Consider the following 21,962-nt stretch of genomic DNA (forward strand, 5'->3'; position numbering starts at 1 on the left):
TACAGAAGCAGCGCCATGACTGATGACCTTGCCCCCTTCGATTTCGATCTGCCTCGTACCCATATCGCGACAGAGCCTGCTCGCCCGCGTGAAGCTGCTCGGCTTTTGCATGTACAACCGCCTCTAGCAACAGAAACAGAAGAAGCAGAGCTCAGTCTGTACCAAATCCGCGACCTTCCTAGTCTGTTACAGGAAGGTGATCTTCTCGTTGCAAACAATACGGAAGTCATCCGTGCCAAACTAGAAGCCACGCGCGGAGCCGCAAAAATCGGGATTACCCTTGACCGTATTCTCCCGGGGGGTGAGTGGCACGCACTCGCTCGTAATGCGCGGAAACTGAAAGAAAATGATACGCTTCAGTTCGGTGACGATGAAGTGACCGCAACGGTCGTCGCTAATGAAGGTGATGGCGCTGTTACCCTCCGCTTTTCTGTCGAAGGTGATGCCTTTGATGCTTTCTTAGAACGCACCGCCGCCCTCGCCCTCCCCCCTTATATTGACCGTCCTCATGGCCCGACATTGGACGATGACAGCGATTATCGCACCATCTTCTCTCGCTATCGCGGGGCAGTAGCCGCTCCTACAGCAGGGTTGCATTTTACCGATGAGCTGCTCTCTAAACTGCGCCAACGCGGCATTGAGCAACACACACTAACGTTGCATGTCGGGGCGGGCACGTTCCTCCCCGTGCGCTCCACCATTGCAGAGCATAAAATGCACGCAGAATGGGGTCGGATTGATGCCCACACAGCTCAAGCAATTAATGACACGAAGAAACGCGGGGGGCGCATTGTCGCCGTTGGTACGACCACGCTTCGGCTCCTTGAAAGCGCAACCGATGAAGATGGAACCGTGCAGCCTTGGACGGGCGAAACGTCCATCTTTATCAAACCCGGCTACCGCTTCCGTTGCGTTGATGCCTTAATGACCAACTTTCACCTCCCCCGCTCAACGCTTTTTATGCTGGTATGTGCTTTTAGTGGCACAAAAACCATGCAGGCGGCCTATCACCGTGCCATTGCCGAGGGAATGCGCTTCTATTCCTACGGTGATGCTTGTCTTTTGGAACGTTCTTCATGACCCGTAGCCCCTCTGACGCTCCTCGCCCTAACTTAACGCCAGCAGATCACATGACCTGGCAGAAAGAGGGTCAATCTGGCAAAGCACGTGCCGGCTGGCTGCACACACGCCATGGGTCTGTCCCCACCCCTACCTTCATGCCTGTCGGCACTGTCGGCACCGTGAAGGGGATAACGATGGACTCGGTTCGCTCAACTGGTGCGGGAATCGTCTTAGGCAACACCTATCACCTCATGCTTCGGCCTACAGCCGAGCGCGTACAGCGTTTAGGTGGGTTGCACCGAATGATGGACTGGCCCGGCCCTATCCTGACCGACTCGGGCGGCTTTCAGGTGATGTCACTCGGCCCATTGCGCAAACTGACTGAAGATGGCGTGACCTTCCGCTCCCATATCGACGGCAGCAAACATCATCTGACACCCGAAAGCTCAACAGACATCCAGTTTAAGTTGGATGCCACCATTACCATGGCTTTCGATGAATGCCCGGCCCTCCCTGCCACAAAAGAGGTGCTGGAAGCCTCTATGGAACGTTCTATGCGCTGGGCTGCTCGCTCACGCGAGGCCTTCACCGCTCGTCCCGGCTATGGGCAATTTGGTATTGTCCAAGGCGGAACCGAACAAGACTTGCGCGAACGTTCAGCCAAAGCTCTGCGTGATATTGGGTTTGAAGGCTACGCTATTGGCGGCCTCGCCGTGGGTGAAGGGCAGGAGTTGATGTTCTCCACGCTGGATTACACCACCCCCATGCTACCGGAAGACCAGCCCCGCTACCTCATGGGCGTTGGCACACCGGATGACCTCCTCGGTGCCATCATGCGCGGCTGCGATATGTTTGATTGTGTGATGCCCTCACGCGCCGGCCGTACCGCACGTGCCTATACAGAACGCGGCACAATGAATCTGCGTAATGCACGTTTTGCAGAGGATACACGCCCCATCTCCCCCGATGATGACAGCCCAATGGCCGGTCGTTATTCGCGCGCTTATTTGCACCACCTCTTCCGAGCCAACGAAATGCTCGGCCCGATGCTACTCACCTTACATAATCTAGCGTATTATCAGCGCCTGATGCGCCAAATCCGTGCCGCTATTATGGATGACACGTTAGAAGAGCTTGCTGTCACCCTTCGACACAATTGGTCATTGGGAGACTGGAGCGAAGACGAGTTTCCGAAACCGCACTACTAACGTTGCCGCATTATTCTCCTGAACGACATCTCTTAAGAATGATGCTGCGATAGTAAACGCCTGCGTTATGAGAACGTCAGTACGGAATTATCACACACTGATGTGGAGATTTAAGCAGTCTCAAAAAGTGACTGTAGAAGCATAAAAGCTCCTACAGTCACTTTCCACAGCCTCTACTTAAGGAACCTGTGTTTTGTAACGTGCCCAGTGCATCGCCAGCTCACGCACGACAGGACTCGCCGCCTCATACGCAGCATCGGTCGAAGCTTTTAGCCCCACAAACCCTTCTTCATGCGCTTCAGCCGCTAGCATGTCCGCCGGGGCTTTACCGGAAGGAGGCATATCGAAATTACTCGCGGAACGAAGAATCAAGATACGCTGTGGATCCACACGCCCCGCTTTCCCCTGAAGAGTGAGCGCCTGACATAACGCGATATCCTCTTCTGCGGTGGTTACCATTTTACCTTGTCCGTCTGTCCAGTAGCCTACCCAGCGTTCGGCCCAATCGTTCATACGGCCTCCAACCCAAAAGGTTTCAGCAGAGAGCGTATCACCAATCATCACATGAGGCTTTTTAAGCGCTTCAGGAAACATGTGATACGTCTGACGAACGGCCTCCAGAGCTGCATTATCTGGCATCGGCACATCCTTAGTCAGGTCATAGGCCCACTGCACAAGGGAAGGACGCAGCGTAAACGCCATATCTCCAGCAATGGAATGGAGCGGCGGGCGTGGCCGCTCATTGGGAACACTCCCCTGCACAGGTGTAAAGCCATCTGGCCACGAAGCAGGCGTTTCACGTGGATCAATCAGATGAGCCTCCCCACCATTCACCACATGGCCTGCCCATGCCGCAGACGCAACCGTGCCCGCGCGAGGGTTCATGCCAGCGATGCCTGCCAGCACGAAATACGCATGTCGGAGGTCAAAGCGCGGGTCTAACGCGAGAGCCGTGATCGCTGCGGCCATATGCGTTGGCCCTTCACCACTGACCATCCCAAGCACATGAAGCTGAGGATTATAGCGCAGTACCTCATGCTCAGTCCCGGGTGCTGGGATACTCTGCGACAAGGGGAATTTTTCAACCCAGTTTTGGAATTCCCCTGGAATATCACCCGTGTCATGACCGATCTCAAACGTCGTCACCACGACGACCCGCACGGGTAACGGTGCGGAGCGTGCTTGGGAAGGCATGACGCCGCCCCAAACCAGCCCAATCATCAAAGCCCCATAGATAAAAGCCCGATGCATTCGCTTTCTCATCGTGCATGACTCAATACTGGATTGCGAACAGCCGAGCGCTCAAACTCAGCCATACGTGTTTCCAGCTGCCATTGCAGACGCGCTTTCGGATTGTTTTCTAAGAAGGTCGCACAGCTTTGTGGCAACGAAGCTGTCACGCTCGCCGTATGACACGCCGACACTCTCTGCCCAATATGATGGTCAACCCACAAGCTTTGCCCTGGCAAGAAGTTATATTCCAACCCCGTGCGTGAAAGCTGTACGAGGTCATTATAGCTGAGATGATAGGTTTGAGCCGCACGCACATATTCATTGGTCAGACTGCCACGTGAGACGCCTTCATCATCGGTTGATAACGCAACAGGGACACCAGCACGACGATAGAGTTCAAAAGGATGGTGATCGCCTTTAATACCCAAAATCTCGTCATTACTGGTGAGATTAACCTCAACCATAATGTGCTGACGCGCCATCTTCGCGAGCAATTCAGCCGGATCATGCTCCCACATCACATCAATCCCGTGACCGATACGCTGTGCGCCTGCCACATCAATCGCACTCCAGATATGATGATCGAGGTCTGCCAACGGCACGAGAGACGGCGTTATCTCACCCGCATGGAGGCTGAGTTTCACGCCCGGATAGACATTATTGAGATAGTGGAACATCTGCATATGCAGATCGTAATCATGCAGCGCCGTCGCATCATCTTCAGGAGCGGCAATATTGACCCCCACAAAACGTGGATCATTCTTCACAACCGCATAACCGACCTCAAGCTGAGGATAGGTGGCTTTAGGCGGCACAATACGCAACGTCTCAAAGAGATAACGCACCGTTACCCCACAGCCGGGCTTCGCTTGAGCGGTTCCGCATTGCAGCACCTCATGGGCGCGCTTTTCCATCGCGTCCACCCCTTTGCGTGAGGCCTCCACCATTTTCGGCAAAACAGGCTGCAACGCTTGATGAAATGCTGGAATATCAGCCGCATTGTCGAGCTTCTTATGCTTCACCGAAGCCATCATGCTCTCTAGCCCAGCGGAAGAAGCGGTAGAAACCTGCAATTCCAGATATTGCACATGGTCATGCGCCGCATGTTCAAGCGCTTCTGCCAGCATGTCACCTTGATGATCTTTTTCCAGAGCAACAAAGCGTTCAAACGTACTGAAGAAATGGTCATGGCCAGAACGATCCGTTGCTGTCGGCACAAAATCACGCATCGATAAGGCATCAACCATACCATTCCAAGCCGGAGCATCTGAGCTGAGACTTGCTGCAGCCTCCATCCCTTCAACGGGGGCACCACAACGCTCCGGCAATATCTTCCCTTGTGGGAGATTCACACAGAGCCCATCTTTTGCCGCCCATTTTAGAAAGCTTTCGGCATAAATTGCCCCTGACATATGGTTATGCAGGTCAGCCCCTTTAGGGAAACTTTGCATAAACATACCCAGCTGGACGGGATCATGCTTTACACTGTCATAAAGTGCAGCGGCTGAGGGAGTCATATGAGAAGAAGGAGCAGCGAAAGCTAAAGGCACGCTGCCAACAAACACCCCTAAAAGGGAGGACATCATCGTGGAAATTTTCATGCGCTTATGATGATGATTTCCCGATCAGCTGACAAGTAAAACCCATCATAAAAGCCCAACAGAATAGGACGTTATCCCTTGTTTGCATCGTTTAATTTTTAATAGTCTTTTTGCTGTCGTTTTTTAATGATACGCTTTTCTCATATCCAGCATATCCTATTCATCTAAGGGAGTTCTCCCATGTCGCAGCTTTCGGACGCCCTTTTATCTCTCCAAGGCCATGCACAAAGCATACGCGAGCGCGCATCCCAATATGATCAGCTGGGAGAAATCGCTCAGCCAACACTGGACTTCCTGCGCCATGAGGGAATCCTCTCTCTTGCTGTCCCTCAAGAGTATGGCGGGGCTGGAATTGGCTTTCAGGATATGACACGCATCATCGCCTCCCTAGCCGAAAATGATCCCTCAACGGCTCTGATCGTCGCGATGCAATATCTCCATTGCTTCTCCATCGCGACGTCACCAAGCTGGCCAGAAGACCTGAAAGAAGAAGTCCTTTCCGATATCAAAGCTCATGGCTCACTTGTGAATGCCCTACGTGTGGAACCGGAGCTCGGCACACCTTCTCGAGGTGGCATCCCTGCTACGCGTCTGCGCCATGTGAATGGTCAATGGGTGCTCAGCGGGCGCAAAATTTTCTCCACCGGGTCATCAGCTCTTCGGTGGGGGCTTGTATGGTGCGCTACAGATGAGAATCCCCAGCGTGTCGGGCAAGTGCTTGTCCGGCTCGACCAAGAAGCCATTGCCGTGCAAAAAAGCTGGCATCATCTCGGGATGCGCGCCACAGGGAGTGACACCATTGTCTTTAATGATGCCCCCGTTCCAGAACGCTACCTTGCCAATATTGTATCTACTGAAGAAGGGAACCCAGAAACCCCCGGCCTCTTTGTCTGGCATGCTCTGATCTTGGCACATCTCTATAACGCCATCGCCCATTCCGCCCGGCAATGGTTTACGTCTTTCCTCCACAAACGTGTACCCTCAGGCCTTGGGCGCCCGTTAGCGACGTTGCCGCGCTTCCAAACAATTGTAGGTGAGATAGACGGGCTTCTCCTCTCGAACACGGCCCTGCTGAATCACGCTCAAACACATTATGAGGCCATCACACTGACAGAAGCCTCACAAATTAAACGCCTCGTCACAGAACAAGCCATCAGTGCCGTCCAACGCGCCATTGAAGTAAGCGGCAACCCGGGATTAAGCCAAGATAACCCACTTGAGCGCCATTATCGCAACGTCCTGTGTGGCCGCATTCATTCCCCCCAAGCCGATACGGTTCTTGAAAAGGCTGGCTTTAACGCTCTCTTCCCTTCCTAAGAAACACGCCATTATGCTCTATTGTAAATGTAGCGTAGCTGCCAGCAGAAAGCGTTCCCTCTTATGAATGGTCTCCATAAACGTAGTGTCAGTCTATCAGGCCATCGCACCTCTATCGCCCTAGAGTGGGAATTTTGGTTTATTCTGGAACAGATGGCTCAACACAACAAAGAGTCTCTTGCTGGTTTTATCACCCAGCTTGATCGGCAACGCTCTGCACAGCAAAGCCTTGCCTCCGTGTTGCGAATTACCGCCCTGCGCTATGTTGCTATGTCCGAGGAGCGTATGTTTTTCCCACAATCCCGTTCCGACCCGCCAGAGAACATGGTAGAACTATAGAAAACGAGGGAACATATATGGCTTTCTGGGGAAAAGTTTTTGGTGGGGCCGCAGGCTTTGCAGCCGGAGGGCCTTTTGGCAGCCTGATGGGGCTCGCTCTCGGTCATATGGCCGATAAAAAACAGCTCCTGACACCTCCTTCCGGCTCTTGGAGCAGTCATTTTGATACGACAGGAAAGCCGGATCCTAGCGGTGCTGCCTTTTTTGCAACCGCTAAAATGGCGTCTATTTTAGGCAAACGTGACCATCTCTATGGCCTTGGCGTTGTTGCCCTCTGTGCCAAAATGGCAAAAATTGATGGGCCGGTTAATAAAACAGAAATCAACGCTTTTGAAATGTCTTTTCGTTTCCCTGAAGAGAACATGCGTGAAGTCGGACTCGTTTTTGATCGCGCACGTGAACGCACCGATGATTTCGAATTATACGCCCGTGAGATGGGCAAGGCCTTTGCAGACAAAACTGAACCTCTTGAGACCTTGCTAACCGTCCTCTTCCGCATAGCACGCGCAGACATCCCCAAAGGTGGCTCTCTCCATCCCAAAGAAACCGACTATTTGCGACGCGTTCATAAGGCCTTCCGTCTCTCTGAACGCGCTTGGGAGCGTGCTGAAAGCGGACAATCACGTATGGCCGAAAGTAGCCCAACCGATGCATACCGCGTCTTAGGGATTGCTCGCACAGCCAGCGATCATGAAGTACGCCGCCGCTGGCTTATCCTTGTGCGAGAGCACCATCCAGACCGCCTCGCCGAACGGAACCTCAGCAGCACAGAGCAATTTGCCGCTCAAGAACGCATGGCCCAGATCAATGCCGCATGGGATCGCATTAAACGTGACCGAGGGCTATAAAAGCCCTCCTCTTTCCAGCTCAAGTCAGGAAAGAGCGCACAACAGATAACTGTTTCTCCATCTTTCTCCCATCCCTCGTTAACAGCATCATTTGCTTGCTGACCGAAAGAAATCCCGGTTTCATCGCATGGGGAACTTTTTAGTCAAAAATAGCTCTTTGCATAAGCAAGACGAGCGATGACACAGAGCTATCATCACAACATCATGTGATACGTTGCAAAAAAATACCAGAGCACCCCCAAAAGCATAGCCCCCCATAAAGGCAGCAATGCAATGGCACTGATCGTAAGCCAGCGCCGGGTAATAGCAAACCGCAACGTCGCGAAGACAACCGCCATAACCGCCGGCACCGGCGTTAACACGATGACGATTACCAAAAACTCTTCAAGGAAAGAGGTCTTTCCAGAATTCATCATTAAAGAAAGACCAACAGTCATCATGAGGTACGCTGAAACCCATGAGAGACAAATGGCCATACAGGCAACACCCGCGAGAATGAGCCATTTATCTAACATACGTCGTGACAAAAGCTCTTTCATCGCGTCTGCTCCCCACTCAACGTAAAAATCGCCCTCACCGAGCTTCTAATGGAAGAGGCACCCAGCGCATGCCGTCATTATCTTGCACGAGCAGCAAGACTTCTGACTTTTTCATTTCGCGTGCACGCTCTAAAGCGGCTTGGAAAGCATCAGGACTATTCACCTCACTCTCACCTACTTGAGTGATAACATTCCCTTCCGCTATTCCCCGAGCCGCTGCTGTGCCACTATCGAACACACGGGTCACCAAAACCCCACGCTGGCTATCAGAAAGCTGATATTGCGTGCGTGCATCGGCATCAATCACGCTCACTTTTAAACCAATATTCCCAACCGTTTTCGTTGGGTGAGCAGGCGGATGCGTATCAGAAGGCAATGGATCTGGCGCATTAGGAGATTTCCCAAGGGTTAAGGCCACCTGCTTGCGGCTCCCACGATGCCACACATCCAACGTAATGGACGTGCCAGGCTCATGGGCCGCCACGAGACGCGGCATAGTCTGACCCGTGATCGCTTGGCCATCAATCGCTGTAACAATATCACCCACAGCAAGTCCCGACCGAGCCGCAGGGCCGCCGGCTTTCACCGTCGAGAGAATAGCCCCTTTCCCCGGCTGCCCGTCATCTGCATGGAAGTCGAGATCATCAGCCATCGTGCGGGTAACATCTTGAAAGCTCACACCCATCCATCCGCGATTGACATAGCCATTGCGTCGGAGCTGTTCGATCAACCCACGTGCATCATCAGACGGGATCGCAAAACCAATCCCGATCGAATCACCACCCGCTCCGCCATAGATCAGCGTATTGATCCCGATGACTTCACCACGTGTATTGAAAAGCGGGCCTCCGGAATTCCCACGGTTAATGGCCGCATCAGTCTGGATGAAATCGTCATACAGCCCATGTTCGACATTCCGTTTACGTGAGGAAATAATCCCCGCCGTCACCGTACCGCTCAGACCAAACGGATTCCCAATCGCCAACACCCATTCACCAATACGGGCTTGATCACTATGCCCTAACGGGACAGAAGGGAGTGGATGAGCAGGCTTCACCTGCAACACAGCGAGATCGACCTGGCTATCACGTCCGACAATTTTAGCCGGCATTTCTGTGCCATCATTAAGCACAACCGTTACCTGCTGCGCTTTATCAATAACGTGATTGTTCGTAACCACCACACCGGATGGGTCAATAATGAAACCCGACCCAAGTGCCTGCACCTGCCGCTCTGGCGCACCATCTTGGTGCTTGTGCTTCATATAATCGTGAAAAAACTTATCAAGCGGTGAACCTTGAGGATAAGGCGGTGTTTGTGGCCCGTTAGGATTGCTTGTATCTGGCCCATCGCTTCCATCTTGCTGAGGGCGAATCACACTTGAGACCGAGATATTAACCACCGCAGGAAGCAAACGGTCTGTTAGGTCAGCAAAGCTAGGTAAGGCGATTCCCTCTTTTAACGCCGGCAAAGTCGCCTTTGTTGGAGGGGGAGCAGGCTTTTCTTCAGCAAAAGCATGAAGAGGTGCTAAGCTCAAAGCAGCCAGCAAGGCCGCACGAAACGGGACAGAACGGTGAATGAATCGGCTCATAACAAAACCCTAGCGCACCTAAGCAGACACGTCATCCTCTCTTCCTCCCATAATACGGATGACTTTTTCTGCTTCCAGCCATGTGTTTTCCATGAGAGAATAGCAGCCTATGACACAGCCAGACTTTCCCGCCCTTAAAGACTATGTTTCCCTCGTCCTCAATGAGCACGAGTTAACGCCAGAGATACAGCTTGACGGCCTCACCATGCGTGATGGCCATGCTCATGTTGTCCTCACCACTACCGCCAAAGACACAGAACAACTCGCTCTTTTAAAAACCACATTAGAAAAGACCCTTGCCCTTCATGAAGGGCTCACAGCCGTTACCGTAAACTTCACCGCTCATCGTGGCATGCCATCCCCCTCCCAACAGGCAGAAGAGCAGAAGCACACAGCACCGACGGCTACCCCTCACCGCCCCTTCGCTCTTGGTAAACGTCCACCTAAGGGGGCAGCCAGCCGTCCCATGCCACCAGAAGGCTTTCTCCCCGATGTAAAAGCTGTTCTTGCCGTTGCTTCAGGAAAAGGCGGTGTTGGGAAGTCCACAACAGCCGTCAACTTGGCCTGTGGTCTCGCCCAGCTGGGTTTCAAAACAGGCCTGCTTGATGCTGATGTTCACGGCCCTTCTCTGCCACGCATGCTGGGGGGAAGTCACAAACCCACCGTGGTCGACGGCAAACTCCAACCGCTTGAGGCTTGGAACCTTAAAACCATGTCGATCGGCTATCTTGTGAGTGAAGAACAAGCCATGATCTGGCGCGGCCCTATGGTTATGGGGGCCCTCATCCAGTTTATGGGAGACGTTGAGTGGGGCCAGCTGGACGTTCTGGTCGTTGATATGCCCCCCGGCACCGGTGATGCCCAGCTCACGCTAACGCAGAAACTCGGCGACAAGCTCCGCCATGGTGGGGCGGTGATGGTCTCCACCCCTCAAGATATTGCCCTACTGGATGCACGGCGTGGGGCCGCGCTTTTTGAAAAGACACAGACTCCTATTCTGGGGCTTGTTGAAAACATGTCCTATTTCTGCTGCCCCCATTGCCATGAACGCACAGATCTTTTCGGTCATGGTGGGGCTCGTGATGAAGCTCATAAGCTCAGATTGCCCTTCCTAGGAGAAGTGCCTCTTCTTCGCGAGATTCGCAGCAGCGCTGATGGCGGAACACCGCTGATCGTTGCTTCCCCTGAAAATGAGGGCGCAAAGGCCTATCAGGCTCTCGCGCGTTCTGTAGCCGCGGCACTGCGCCCCTCGGCACAAGGAACCTCCTCATGAAGCGCGCTGCACTCGCTTTCATACTGAGCTTCCCCCTCATAGCTACGGGATGCAGTACGCCACACAGCACACACCATCCGGGGCTGTCAGACGATGGCTATGGTTTTGTGAAAGATGGCCCTGTTTTAGGGCCTCCAAGTCACCTTCTCACCCCAGCAAAAGAGAAGGCATCATAATTTCTGCATAAAAATGCATTTTCCCTCTTGATTAACCACGCAAGAAATGACATTTAGCTTCTCATCTCAGCGCCGGATTAGCACAGTGGTAGTGCAGCGGTTTTGTAAACCGAAGGTCGGGAGTTCGAATCTCTCATCCGGCACCATATTTTCCCCTCCTTTATAAAATAAGAATATACCGGCTTTCAGTGCTCTTGAGATGATACCCAAATAAGTTGCTGAATTTCAATTTTCATAAAAAGAGAGTTGAACTATTTACTCTTATAACCAAATAAAAAAATTATTGCGCTCATCTAGTGCTTTCTAGTGTAAACCTTCTTTTTTACTCTACAACGATGACTTGGCCTTTCCAGATATATGGCACTTACCACCGCCGTAATGATATTCATAAACTCTATAAGGGACAGCAACAGAGCGGAATTTCTACTCCAACCAATTGTCCTGGTATTTTTATCTTCACGGGTAATGGAGCGAACCGTGCCGGTTATCAAGACGTTTTCCAAAAAGATGGAAGATTGAGGTATACAGGCCAAGGCCAAACGGGCGATATGAAAATGATCGCAGGGAATAAAGCCATCCGTGATCATGTAAAAAACAGCAAAGATCTACTACTGTTTCAACAAACATGCAGAACTGGCATCGTTCGTTTTAAAGGTTTATTCATCTGTGCTGGGTGGGATTGTGAAATTCAAAAAGACGCCCAAGGGAACCTACGCAAAGCAATTGTTTTCACTTTGATACCTCAAGATTACGTGTCCAAAAAAGTAAAATCACTCACCATACAGGCACCAGATCAAACGCCCCTCCACACTTTAAGAGAAAAGGCGTTCAAAGCGGTCGCTGTTCCAGAGCTAAAGTCTAAGCACACCCCGGGCACCGTTTTCAGCAGAAGCAAAGCAATACGAGATTATATCTTGGCAAGAGCTGAAGGAAAATGTGAGCATTGCCAGCGTCCCGCTCCTTTTCTAACCGTCCAAGGATACCCTTACTTAGAGGCGCACCATATTCTCCGTCTAACCGATGGTGGACCTGACCACCCTAAATCAATCATCGCGTTATGCCCCAACTGCCACCGCGAGGCCCATTTTGGAAATCAACAAGAACTACTCAAAAATAAATTTCTCGGCATTGTTTCTGTTCTAGAACAGAACCTAGGACACTTACGCTTTAATGATTAAACTATCCCTTCTTTGACATTATCCCTACGTGCTCACCCCTTCAGATAAAAGTCGTTTGCGCTCGCTAACCGTCGGCCTATATCTCCCTTCCCTCCTCACGGAGAAGGAGGCACTCCAAGATCGGGCCACAACGCCTTCATAACAGCTTCGGCAATCACCTTCTGTCCTGTCGGTGTAAAATGCGTACCATCAGCACTACGTAACCTGATTTCACGACCATTGCGCTCCATCGTCTCGCTATAGGTATGGTTATGATAATGGAAGAGCTTATCAACCGAAATGTACGTCTGACCTGCCTGTTCCACTTCACTTTGAAAGAGCTGGTCTAGATAGAGAATACCTGATGATAAACGTTCACGCTTTGTTGCGGGAGGGCCGATCCAGATCACACGCACATCGTGAGCTTTTGCAGCATCAAGAATGCTCCGAATACGCCCACGGTAATCCTCCTCCCACACTGGGGAACGGAATTTGAGATAATGGCCATGCCGGGCAGTTGAGGGCATATCCCACGGGTCATTAGGCCCCAAAAAGACCACAACGGTTGTAATCCCCGGCTTATCAGTCAAGGTTTTCCGTAGCGTTTCTGGCCAATTAAAAAAGCTGGGATACGATAGGCCCGTGCTTTGAAGGCTCAAATCATAGCTTTGAATATGGTAATGCCGCCGCAATGCCGTTACCGCATGAGGGGCCACCCCCTGCATCATCGAATCACCAATAAAGAGAATATGTTTCTGCCCAACATCTTTTTGGACATGAGAAACAGTAGCCCCATTCTGCTTTACCTCAGAGGGCTGTGCTGGAGAAGACGCTGGTTCTTTATGAACCGGTTGCGGCAATGGCGCAGCACTTGGTGGTGGAAGTGACGTTTGCTGCGCCGTAGAATTGTTGTGAGCCCTGTCAATTTTTAGGGCTTTCTCAACCAAAGGCAATGGAGCTGCTTTATGCCCTTGCATGGACGGGGGTTTCTCTTGCACTTTCTGTCGAGGCCCCGGCTTTTCCTCCTCTTTATGAGAATGACTGAGCGAAGGTGTATGATTCTGCTGAGGAAGCGGTTTTTGCACCTGCACTGGGGCCTCTCCCCCAATATCTAAGTCATCATCCGCACCATTTTGAGCCGTTACAGCCATACTGCTGCTCATAATGTCCTGATAAGGCGCAAGCCCTCCTTCCAAATGGGAAATCTGAGCACGCAAGCTATTTTCAATCACAGCTCCCTCTCCCCAAAGAGAAGAGGTAAAGTGGCTCCAAGGGGCAGGTTCATGACGTTCTTGCTGCCATGAATGATCCAGCCCCTGCTGGTTTAACCACAGAAACAAGCCAGAGCTTAATCCCGTGATTCCCAAGGCCACAAGCACGCTTTTAAGGGTGCGGCGATAAAGAACAACACTCTCAGAAATTGGCATAAATAAACCCTGGCGTTCCAGCTGGAGCAAACATGAAAATCAGCGTTAAAAGCGCCGCTATCCCGAAAGGATATACCCACCACGGCAACCGCTCGCAGTATCCCCAAACACGCTTTTTCAGACGATCGAGAAAACCGTAGAAAGCCGTCACAGCGATCAATACCCACAAAATCAGCATATGTGGATCAAACAACTCGCTCGAAAAACAATGCGTCAACGAACTTAACAACGTAATGGCATCGTCAAAATTCGCTGAGCGGAAAAAGACCCATGTGAGGCACAGAAAAACAAAGGTGACGAAACGCGCCCCTTCATGAGCCAAACGCGGCGGAATACTCTGTTTGGCCTCATCGGTCAGGAACATTTTAAAATGCTTAAAGCCATTGAGAACAACAAGCCCTGCCCCATGAAGCATTCCCCAAATGAAGAAGTTCATCCCCACACCATGCCACAGGCCAGATAGCCCCATAGCAATCAGAACATTGATGTTCTGCCGAGCAAAACCACAGCGATTACCACCAAGAGGAATATAAATATAATCGGTGATGAAGCGCGATAATGTGATATGCCACCGCCGCCAAAACTCACTGATATTGGCCGCTAAATAAGGCGCATTGAAATTTTCCGGCAAATGGAAACCTAATAACAAACCAACCCCACGCACAAGGTCGGTGTAGCCCGAAAAGTTCATATAAATTTGCCACGCATACGCAATAACAGCGGTAAGAGAGGCAACAGGTGTGGCGTTACTCGGTGCACTAAAGACAGGGCTTACGAGATGCTTATCTAAGTAATCACTGACGAGGAAAAGCTTAAAAAGACCTAAAAGAATAAGACCTACTGCTTGTTTCGGCCATAAAATACGACGCCTCTGAAAAGGCATCAGCTGTGGAAATAAATCCACCGCTCGGTTAATCGGCCCAGATACAATGCTAGGGAAAAAGCTCGTATAGAGCAGAAACGAAAAGAAATTCTCTTTATTGCCATTGATCGTATGCGCTGGGAATGCACCACGGTTTTTGACAACTTCCGTGCGCTGAAGCGAGATCACGTAGCTTACAGAATGGAAGACATAAAAGGACAGGCCCAGCGGGGCGACCCCAACCACCATCGGCAGAGCAATGGGGAGACCAATCCCATCCAAAAAGCTTTTAAGACTTTCCTGAAGAGCCGCATAAAAACGAAAGAGAAAAAAGAACGTAACGATCAGCACGCATAAAATAATATTCGTCGCTGTCGTACGTCCTGTTTTGCGCCAGAAAAGCGTTATTCCATAGACGCATCCCGTCCATGCTAAAAGAATGTAGAAGTTATACGCACTCCCCCAACTTATAAAAAAAAGACTTCCCGCGAGTAAAAGGAGATTTTGAAGGAAAAGAGATGGCTGTAAAATCCAATACAAAACGAAAAAACATGAAAAGAACTCAAAAAATTCAAGAGATAAAATATTCATCTATGGATGTTCCGCCACATTAACGATTTTCAGGCCCTCAATAGTCTGTCCTTTGGTCTAGAATGTTTACGGTGCTATGTTAAGTATCTTCATAATATTTTTATAAAGCCCGCGTGCACTCCGTTGATACCCCGGTCGTAATAGATGCACGCGATCTTCTTGACCTTCATGATGAGCCCGCCATGAATTAATAGAGCAAGCCCCGCCCATAAAAGCGCGCCAATCCCAATAAAGAACATGCTCCTGTCGGGCAACTGCTCTTTGAGTAGCGATGATCTTCTCCAATCCCACCATATGGCGGCAATTTCCCCCTGCGCGAGCAGAAGCATTATCACTCGGCCCCACCATAAGGATCACAGAAGTAGGATTTTCTTGGCGTAATTGCCAAATAATATGCACATAGGACTGGCGATATTGATCAAAATCAAGCGTCTTATTCAGAGATTCATTGGTGCCATACGCTAAAATAATCATCGCAGGATGCAGCTTTTGAAGCTGCGCATACCAATCATTTTGCCAATGTTCTAATAACGATAAAGACGCCCCATTGCTACCTATCGATGATAACACGACCCCATGAGAGCGGTCTAAATACCACCCCCCTATTTGCGTACCCGCGGCACCATTTTGCACTGTCATGGTCACTGGTAATGTCAGCGTTATCGGCGTGCTATATCCCCATTGCGATTGCGAAAGAGCCACCTCATGACGGCCATGCCCATCTTGCGCAATCAACAGATTGGGTTGCTCTGTTTTATAAAAAGCTCGTGCGCGCAATGGCTCCAAGCTCGCACTCTCATCTCGAAAAGCAATGGTCATGGAGCGCTGATGCCCTTGAGGTTGTGCATGACTTCCACCGAGAGAGAAAACATCATCAAGATCGCGACGACTGGTTTTCAAAACCCAATCGCTTCCTGCACGCGGCATCACGACCTGTTCATAACGCTGTCCCGGCACAGCCAACGGGCTAATAAACCCAACACCACCATTCCCAAAACGCTGCTGAAAGGCGTCTCTTAACTCACCTGTGAAAAAATCTGCAGCTGTATGGGAATCTCCAAATTGAACAATATGTACTGTCTGCGTGTTCGCCCTCTGCAAAGCAGAAGAAAAGCGCCACAGGTTCGGATCACCATAATTTGTAAGAGCCATGCTCTCCGTCGGTAACGGTGCTAAAGGCGCATGATGAACTGGTTTATGATGGGCTCGGAGCTGATGCCCCCCATGTTTCACGCTGTGCTTAGCCGATGCCTCTGAGACCGTCTGCCCCCCTGCTACAAGCATAAAGGTACTTACAATCATCAGATATTGAGAGAAGGAGAGTGCCATACCAAAACCCTGTTCATCACGATCGGCCATCTCTTCATGACCACAAGCCCATGCGCCGTTCACTGTCTTGTTTCACATTATAAAAAACGCCGCCATCCCCTAAATAACAAAACGGCCACGACAAAACACTGTCGCAGCCGTTTGATACGCTTTTTAGGAAAGCGCGCTCTCTCTTAGAGATATTCTCTCTCTTTGACTGTCGTTTTCAGCGCATTCACCTCAAACGTCTTCACATCCAACCCAAGTTGAGAAGAACGCAATGTCAGCGTATCCAAAGCTGCTTTAGGGAAAACGAGGCACGTACCAACCCCAGCACCATCATTGAGATACACCTCTAACGTGCACCCATCGAGAATGATTTGTGCTTGGAAGCTCTTGCTATCACGAGGCAATGAGGCCGCAAAATGCGTGCTAAACGTATGATTGGAAAAGCCTTTCAACCCGCTCCGATCAATCCAGAAACTCTTGGTCTGACGTTGATAACCAAGGCTCAGAACCTCTCCAGCTTTATTGGAGAACTCAATATCCAACCATCCATTGGGTTCCACAGCATGTGTCACGTGGGCTTCAAGCCGCACATCAATAGCTGCATCAGTTGGCAGAGCTACGGTCTTCTCCCCCTTATGCTCATACGCCATCACAAACTGAGAGGATGTCAGTGTTTTAGCCACGAGCGCATCAATACCCACCGGACGCTGAATAAGCATCGGCAAGCCGATCTCATTACGGCGTAGATGAAACTGACGCGGCAATGTCATGGCGCCAGACCAACTCTTGGGTGGTTGAAAGAAGCAATATTGCCAGTTCCCAAACCATGATACCCCACATTTCATCCCATCAGGGGCATCATTGAAAATTTGTAACGCGTAGGAATCTTTCGCAAAATCCGTAAAGTCCATAACGTTGTTATCGGCAACGAACGTCTTACCATCGAACGAACCAACGAAATATTGAATGGAACTTCCACCCTGTGGCGATCCTGGGTTAAGCGAAATGAACAACACCCATTTCTTTGTCTTTTCGCCTTCAATCTCCAGCTCAACCAAATTAGGGCATTCAAACTCAACCCCCTGATAACCCGCTGGAGCAAAAGTGCTTAAATGTTCCCATTTGATCAGATTCCGAGATCCGTAAAACAGGATTTCATGCGTATAAGCTGACGCAAGAACAAGCACCCATGTCTGAGAGGGTGCATGCCAGAAAACTTGCGGATCACGCGTGTCAGGATCGTTTAAATCCAGCACAGGATTATGGGCAAAGTCTTCGTAATGATTCCCACCATCACCACTCCATGCAGCATGGATTGTGGATTTGTGGTTTTTACGAATAGAACGATCATCCCGTGTATAAAGCGCGACTAATCCACCCTTCATCTGGTTCGCCGGTAGAGGGGCCTTTCCTGGCGGGAAAAGTGAAGAGGTATTTTGCCCATCAACTACCACACTCCCAGTAAAAGCCATCCCTTTTTCGTCACTATTGACGATGGCATGACCACGATCTTCCCACTGATACAGATCGGGACTAACAGCATGGCCCCAATCCACCTCATTGATCAGATTGTGCAATGGACGGAACTGATAATAGAGATGATACTGCTTACCATCATACACCAATCCGCATGGATCATTCACAAAGCCAAAAGACGGGCTGAAGTGAATATGCGGACGATACAATTTATCGTAAAAATCATCAGTCATCGTCAAAGACACAGCGCTACTCCCTTTCGAATTTCCTGCTGCCATCAGTACCATTGACACTGAGGCCAGCGAAAAGCCGAACCCTCTGCGGGTCAATCCCGTCTTTTCCATACATGCTCCATCAGAACAAATCGCCACAGGAGACAAAGAGAGCACCAGACCATCTCTGACTTGCTTTTACGTTAAGCGCTCTATTCTGCCTTACCTGTATCTCGACGATACGATGAAAACGTGGCGTTATTCTGAACGGAAGCGTAATTCATAAAAAATATTTTATTTTTTTTCTGCTCCCCCTTCTTCACAGCCATAAAACTCCTTCCCAAGCTCAATCGCCGGGCGTCCACGAGAACGACGGTGAGCATTCGTGTCACGAAGCGAATACGCACAACCGCAATATTCTTGTTTGTAGAATTTCTCCCGCTTACTGATCTCCAGCATACGCGCAGAACCACCCTTTTTGCGCCAGTTAAAATCCCAATAACTGACATCTTCATAAGGAGCTGTCGCGCGCTCTCCACAGCCGTTAATCTGCTTCATATCCTTCCAACGCGAAATACCCAATGAACTCGTCATGACGGGGAAGCCATGCTCATGGGCATAAAGGGCCGTGCGTTCAAAGCGCATGTCGAAACACATGGTGCATCGTGCGCCTCGCTCAGGTTCCCATTCCATCCCTTTAGCGCGCTCAAACCAGTTATCACGATCATAATCTGCATCGATAAACGGGATATGATGTTTTTCTGCAAAGCGAATATTTTCTTCTTTCCGCAAGATATATTCATGCTCTGGATGAATGTTCGGATTGTAGAAGAAGATTGTGTAATCAATGCCAGAAGCCGTCATTGCTTCCATCACCTCCCCAGAACACGGGGCGCAACATGAATGCAACAACACTTTTTTATGCCCCCCCGGTGGAATAAGAATCGGACGTTCCACATCACTCATAAAATAGCTCTCCATTGATTAGACGGCCTCAGCCTCTCTCGCCCCTCCCCTTTTCTTAGGAGACCGGCTCTTGCTTTCATGCGGGTTCTATCCCCTCTTTCTCAACAGTCAATAACATAGCAGGTGACCCTGTCTCACAAATGACACATCTCTTTTGGAACAGACCTTCTCATTATTGTTTCATTATCAAATCATTGACGATTCAAAATATCACTTGCACAGTGAATTTCATTTCAATTTTGAAATATAGCAAAGGAGAGTTTTATGACTCCTGAAAAAACGTCTTTTATCCTTTCAGGAGTTACCCTTCTTTGCGTCTGCTTAGACCCGCAGGCTTTGGCTAAGACGTTACTAACGTCTGCGTCCGCTAACCATCCTCATCACCTCATCCATGCTTCCCATAAGCCTCATCATCCTCGTAGCCTCACAGCTCAGGGTGAAGAACGGTTAAGCGTTCATATGCGCCATCCAGCTCGTGCTCATGGGGCAACCGATGTCGTCGGGCGTGACACACTGAATCATTTTGTGACGGGGACAAGCCCACTGCAAGTATTAGCCCTCACAACACCCGGTGCTAATTTTGCAACAGATGATGCTCTTGGCTTAGATACGGTCGCCAACACACTCTATGTTCGCGGCTTTAATCAAACCCAGCTTGGGGAGACATTGGATGGAATTCCCCTTGGCGGACAGGGTTTTCATAACTGGAACGGCTTAGGGATTGATCAGGCTGAAATTCAGGAAAATGTAAGCAGCCTTACGATGTCACAAGGCGCAGGGGCTCTGGATGTCCCGTCGGCCCAAACACTTGGCGGTGCGCTAACCTTCACCTCCAGCGACCCTAAGAAAAAAGCAGGCGGGCAGGTCAGCCAGATGTTTGGTAGCTATAATGGCTTCCGCACCTTTGTACGTGCCGATAGTGGCGAGCTTAATAAAAGCGGCACTAAATTTTATATCGCCTATGCCCGCACCGCCCAGGATTTATGGAAAGGATATGGCTATCAACAAGAGCAGCAGATCAATGCAAAATTGGTTCAGCCATTTCAAGACCGTGGAAAAATCACCGCGATTTTCGACTATTCCATCATGCCAGAATATAACTATCTCGGCCTCACAAAGAATATGTGGCAGCGTTTAGGACGCAACACGACCTACCTTAAACCAGACTATAACCGCGCTAAAGAATACGCGAATTATGCTCAAAATGGTGGCGTCCCTCCTCAATATCAGGGCATCCTCTCAAATGATGAAATCAGTGATTTCGCCTATGACGGAACCCAAACACAAGAAAATATCCTTACCGCTTTGACAGGAGAATTCCGCTTAGCCTCTTGGCTAAGTTCCAAAACCATCGCCTATGCGCATCTCTCTGGTGGGCGGTATAATGGGACTGACCCCAACCTTACGTCTCCAACAAGCGGGGTCAATATGGCTATGGAAAGCGGGGATCCTGAAACACGACGGGTCGGATTTGTTCAGAACTTTTCCATCCATGCCCCCCAACATAATGAGATCAAAACTGGGGTATGGTATGAAAATGACCATTTCAGCTACCCTGCCTACGTGTATGAAGATGACGTTGATCATGCTCGCTCCTCCATTAACTTTCATGGAGGTGGAGGCGAAAAATGGTTTAGTGACAGCTTCAACACCAACACGTTCCAATTTTACCTACAGGATACCTACAGGCCCCTCCATGGTCTCGACCTAAGCGCGGGTTTCCGCTCGCTTGTCCAAACAACACGCGGGGGCAGCACCTATGATAATACAGCCGGACTCGCAGCTCAGGGATGGAACACCTACTACATCCATCCAGCTTCAGGCTCACTTACTGCCTCCAACGCATTTCTCCCTCATGTCAGCCTAGATTATCACTTTCTCCAGCATCACGAACTTTATATTGATATTGCTGAAAATATGCGCGCCTATGATTACACCCATCAACTGTCTAGCGGCAGCCCTTGGACGCGCCTTGGCAATGCCAACAACCCTGCTCAATCAGTTTTTGACGCCAATAAAAGCAAACTCCGCCCAGAGCGGACATGGAATTATGTGATTGGCTATCGCTTTAACAGCCATTCCTTTTCAGCAAGCGCCGATTTTTACCATACAGACTATTATAACCGCCTCGCCGCCATCACAAACGGCACCACGGGACGTAACACCTATGGTTCTTTCACCAATATTGGTCGCGAAACCATGAACGGTGTTGATGTTGCCGGCACGATCCGTCCCCTCCCTGGGCTCGCGATTACCAATAGCTTCAGCTGGAATGATGCTAAATATCAATATTCACAACATCTGTATGATCGTGCTAGCGGGAGGAATGTCAGCATTAAAGGGATGAGGCAAGTCTATTATCCCAAATTTATGTATAAGGCGAATATTAATTACACCATTGGCCATGCTTCTATGAACTTCAATACAACCTATACCAGCACACGCTACACAACCTATACAAATGACACCAAGATTCCTTCTTATTGGAGCTCCAGCCTGACCGCGAGCTATGATTTCGGAAAAATGGGTTTTGTGCACAACTTTAAAACGAGCTTCGGGGTCACTAACCTTTTTAATCAAAATTATATCGGAGGTGTTTACGGGGCAGCTTCACTCACAGGTGATAATAACGCCAATCTTTACGTTGCCGCACCTCGACAATTTTTTGGCACCGTTTCTGCGCAGTTCTAATATGTCATGAAGGCCTATGGTTATTCTCTGGGTAAAATACCCTTCCCCTCTCCGTTTTCCTTGTTTAGCGTGATGA

The 21,962-nt window shown here is 50.1% G+C and carries 18 protein-coding genes and 1 tRNA gene; 10 read left to right on the top strand and 9 right to left on the bottom strand.

Features of this window, described 5'->3' with window-relative positions; translation table 11 throughout:
* Window positions 1–15: 15 nt before the first annotated feature.
* Window positions 16–1,080, top strand: coding sequence for a tRNA preQ1(34) S-adenosylmethionine ribosyltransferase-isomerase QueA (gene queA, locus GS535_RS00915; protein ID WP_160791573.1), 1,065 nt, complete (start codon window positions 16–18; stop codon window positions 1,078–1,080).
* 50 nt (window positions 1,081–1,130) lie between these two features.
* The gene (tgt, locus tag GS535_RS00920) at window positions 1,131–2,270 is read left to right on the top strand and encodes a tRNA guanosine(34) transglycosylase Tgt (protein WP_160791721.1); all 1,140 of its coding nucleotides are present in this window, start codon (window positions 1,131–1,133) and stop codon (window positions 2,268–2,270) included.
* A gap of 177 nt (window positions 2,271–2,447) precedes the next feature.
* On the opposite strand, the gene GS535_RS00925 is transcribed toward tgt, so the two are convergent.
* On the bottom strand, window positions 2,448–3,521 hold the full coding sequence (locus GS535_RS00925) for a purine nucleoside permease (protein ID WP_160791572.1): 1,074 nt from the start codon (window positions 3,519–3,521) through the stop codon (window positions 2,448–2,450).
* An 8-nt stretch (window positions 3,522–3,529) separates the two neighbouring features.
* The gene (locus tag GS535_RS00930; RefSeq protein ID WP_160791571.1) at window positions 3,530–5,089 is read right to left on the bottom strand and encodes an adenosine deaminase; all 1,560 of its coding nucleotides are present in this window, start codon (window positions 5,087–5,089) and stop codon (window positions 3,530–3,532) included.
* Between the two features lie 195 nt (window positions 5,090–5,284).
* On the opposite strand from GS535_RS00930, the gene GS535_RS00935 reads away from it, so the two are divergent.
* The 3 genes from GS535_RS00935 to GS535_RS00945 all read left to right on the top strand — a co-directional run bounded on the left by GS535_RS00935 (window position 5,285) and on the right by GS535_RS00945 (window position 7,608).
* Entirely contained in the window at window positions 5,285–6,421 is a 1,137-nt protein-coding gene (locus GS535_RS00935; RefSeq protein WP_160791570.1) for an acyl-CoA dehydrogenase family protein, read from the top strand.
* Window positions 6,422–6,484: 63 nt separating this feature from the next.
* On the top strand, window positions 6,485–6,760 hold the full coding sequence (locus GS535_RS00940) for a ribbon-helix-helix domain-containing protein (RefSeq protein WP_160791569.1): 276 nt from the start codon (window positions 6,485–6,487) through the stop codon (window positions 6,758–6,760).
* 17 nt (window positions 6,761–6,777) lie between these two features.
* Entirely contained in the window at window positions 6,778–7,608 is an 831-nt protein-coding gene (locus tag GS535_RS00945) for a TerB family tellurite resistance protein (protein WP_160791568.1), read from the top strand.
* A gap of 194 nt (window positions 7,609–7,802) precedes the next feature.
* On the opposite strand, the gene GS535_RS00950 is transcribed toward GS535_RS00945, so the two are convergent.
* Together GS535_RS00950 and GS535_RS00955 are read right to left on the bottom strand one after the other, a co-directional pair.
* A complete protein-coding gene (locus GS535_RS00950; RefSeq protein WP_160791567.1) occupies window positions 7,803–8,147 on the bottom strand; it encodes a hypothetical protein in 345 nt (114 codons plus the stop codon).
* Window positions 8,148–8,181: 34 nt separating this feature from the next.
* Window positions 8,182–9,738, bottom strand: a complete 1,557-nt coding sequence (locus GS535_RS00955; protein ID WP_160791566.1) for a Do family serine endopeptidase — start codon at window positions 9,736–9,738, stop codon at window positions 8,182–8,184.
* A 109-nt stretch (window positions 9,739–9,847) separates the two neighbouring features.
* On the opposite strand from GS535_RS00955, the gene GS535_RS00960 reads away from it, so the two are divergent.
* From GS535_RS00960 to GS535_RS00975, 4 genes are all read left to right on the top strand, one after another.
* Entirely contained in the window at window positions 9,848–11,011 is a 1,164-nt protein-coding gene (locus GS535_RS00960; RefSeq protein WP_160791565.1) for an Mrp/NBP35 family ATP-binding protein, read from the top strand.
* Window positions 11,008–11,187 carry a hypothetical protein gene (locus GS535_RS00965; protein WP_160791564.1) on the top strand — a complete coding sequence of 60 codons (180 nt, stop codon included), beginning with the start codon at window positions 11,008–11,010 and terminating at the stop codon, window positions 11,185–11,187. Before GS535_RS00960 ends, GS535_RS00965 begins: the two co-directional genes overlap by 4 nt.
* A 71-nt stretch (window positions 11,188–11,258) precedes the next feature.
* A tRNA-Thr gene (locus tag GS535_RS00970) sits at window positions 11,259–11,333 on the top strand.
* A 189-nt stretch (window positions 11,334–11,522) separates the two neighbouring features.
* Window positions 11,523–12,365, top strand: a complete 843-nt coding sequence (locus GS535_RS00975; RefSeq protein WP_160791563.1) for an HNH endonuclease signature motif containing protein — start codon at window positions 11,523–11,525, stop codon at window positions 12,363–12,365.
* 95 nt (window positions 12,366–12,460) lie between these two features.
* Here GS535_RS00975 and GS535_RS00980 read toward each other — a convergent pair whose 3' ends face one another.
* From GS535_RS00980 to GS535_RS01000, 5 genes are all read right to left on the bottom strand, one after another.
* On the bottom strand, window positions 12,461–13,771 hold the full coding sequence (locus GS535_RS00980) for an SGNH family hydrolase (RefSeq protein ID WP_160791562.1): 1,311 nt from the start codon (window positions 13,769–13,771) through the stop codon (window positions 12,461–12,463).
* Window positions 13,758–15,224, bottom strand: a complete 1,467-nt coding sequence (locus GS535_RS00985; RefSeq protein WP_160791561.1) for an MBOAT family protein — start codon at window positions 15,222–15,224, stop codon at window positions 13,758–13,760. Before GS535_RS00985 ends, GS535_RS00980 begins: the two co-directional genes overlap by 14 nt.
* A 66-nt stretch (window positions 15,225–15,290) precedes the next feature.
* Window positions 15,291–16,583, bottom strand: coding sequence for a GDSL-type esterase/lipase family protein (locus GS535_RS00990; RefSeq protein WP_160791560.1), 1,293 nt, complete (start codon window positions 16,581–16,583; stop codon window positions 15,291–15,293).
* A 143-nt stretch (window positions 16,584–16,726) separates the two neighbouring features.
* Window positions 16,727–18,262 (bottom strand): glycoside hydrolase family 32 protein, encoded by a 1,536-nt coding sequence (locus tag GS535_RS00995; RefSeq protein WP_160791559.1) that lies wholly within the window; start codon window positions 18,260–18,262, stop codon window positions 16,727–16,729.
* Window positions 18,263–18,523: 261 nt separating this feature from the next.
* A complete protein-coding gene (locus GS535_RS01000; RefSeq protein ID WP_160791558.1) occupies window positions 18,524–19,195 on the bottom strand; it encodes an epoxyqueuosine reductase QueH in 672 nt (223 codons plus the stop codon).
* A 264-nt stretch (window positions 19,196–19,459) separates the two neighbouring features.
* Here GS535_RS01000 and GS535_RS01005 point away from each other — a divergent pair, with 264 nt between their 5' ends.
* Entirely contained in the window at window positions 19,460–21,886 is a 2,427-nt protein-coding gene (locus tag GS535_RS01005) for a TonB-dependent receptor domain-containing protein (RefSeq protein WP_160791557.1), read from the top strand.
* Window positions 21,887–21,962 lie beyond the last annotated feature (76 nt).

This window comes from Saccharibacter sp. EH611, from assembly GCF_009834765.1.
Lineage (GTDB): Bacteria > Pseudomonadota > Alphaproteobacteria > Acetobacterales > Acetobacteraceae > Saccharibacter.

Coding starts and splice junctions, on each gene's coding strand:
- queA (WP_160791573.1), top strand. CDS start 16: ATGACTGATGACCTTGCCCCCTTCGATTTCGATCTGCCTCGTACCCAT.
- tgt (WP_160791721.1), top strand. CDS start 1,131: ATGACCTGGCAGAAAGAGGGTCAATCTGGCAAAGCACGTGCCGGCTGG.
- GS535_RS00985 (WP_160791561.1), bottom strand. CDS start 15,224: ATGAATATTTTATCTCTTGAATTTTTTGAGTTCTTTTCATGTTTTTTC.
- GS535_RS00980 (WP_160791562.1), bottom strand. CDS start 13,771: ATGCCAATTTCTGAGAGTGTTGTTCTTTATCGCCGCACCCTTAAAAGC.
- GS535_RS00925 (WP_160791572.1), bottom strand. CDS start 3,521: ATGCATCGGGCTTTTATCTATGGGGCTTTGATGATTGGGCTGGTTTGG.
- GS535_RS00955 (WP_160791566.1), bottom strand. CDS start 9,738: ATGAGCCGATTCATTCACCGTTCTGTCCCGTTTCGTGCGGCCTTGCTG.
- GS535_RS00975 (WP_160791563.1), top strand. CDS start 11,523: ATGACTTGGCCTTTCCAGATATATGGCACTTACCACCGCCGTAATGAT.
- GS535_RS01005 (WP_160791557.1), top strand. CDS start 19,460: ATGACTCCTGAAAAAACGTCTTTTATCCTTTCAGGAGTTACCCTTCTT.
- GS535_RS00965 (WP_160791564.1), top strand. CDS start 11,008: ATGAAGCGCGCTGCACTCGCTTTCATACTGAGCTTCCCCCTCATAGCT.
- GS535_RS00990 (WP_160791560.1), bottom strand. CDS start 16,583: ATGGCCGATCGTGATGAACAGGGTTTTGGTATGGCACTCTCCTTCTCT.
- GS535_RS00935 (WP_160791570.1), top strand. CDS start 5,285: ATGTCGCAGCTTTCGGACGCCCTTTTATCTCTCCAAGGCCATGCACAA.
- GS535_RS00960 (WP_160791565.1), top strand. CDS start 9,848: ATGACACAGCCAGACTTTCCCGCCCTTAAAGACTATGTTTCCCTCGTC.
- GS535_RS00930 (WP_160791571.1), bottom strand. CDS start 5,089: ATGATGTCCTCCCTTTTAGGGGTGTTTGTTGGCAGCGTGCCTTTAGCT.
- GS535_RS01000 (WP_160791558.1), bottom strand. CDS start 19,195: ATGAGTGATGTGGAACGTCCGATTCTTATTCCACCGGGGGGGCATAAA.
- GS535_RS00950 (WP_160791567.1), bottom strand. CDS start 8,147: ATGAAAGAGCTTTTGTCACGACGTATGTTAGATAAATGGCTCATTCTC.
- GS535_RS00945 (WP_160791568.1), top strand. CDS start 6,778: ATGGCTTTCTGGGGAAAAGTTTTTGGTGGGGCCGCAGGCTTTGCAGCC.
- GS535_RS00940 (WP_160791569.1), top strand. CDS start 6,485: ATGAATGGTCTCCATAAACGTAGTGTCAGTCTATCAGGCCATCGCACC.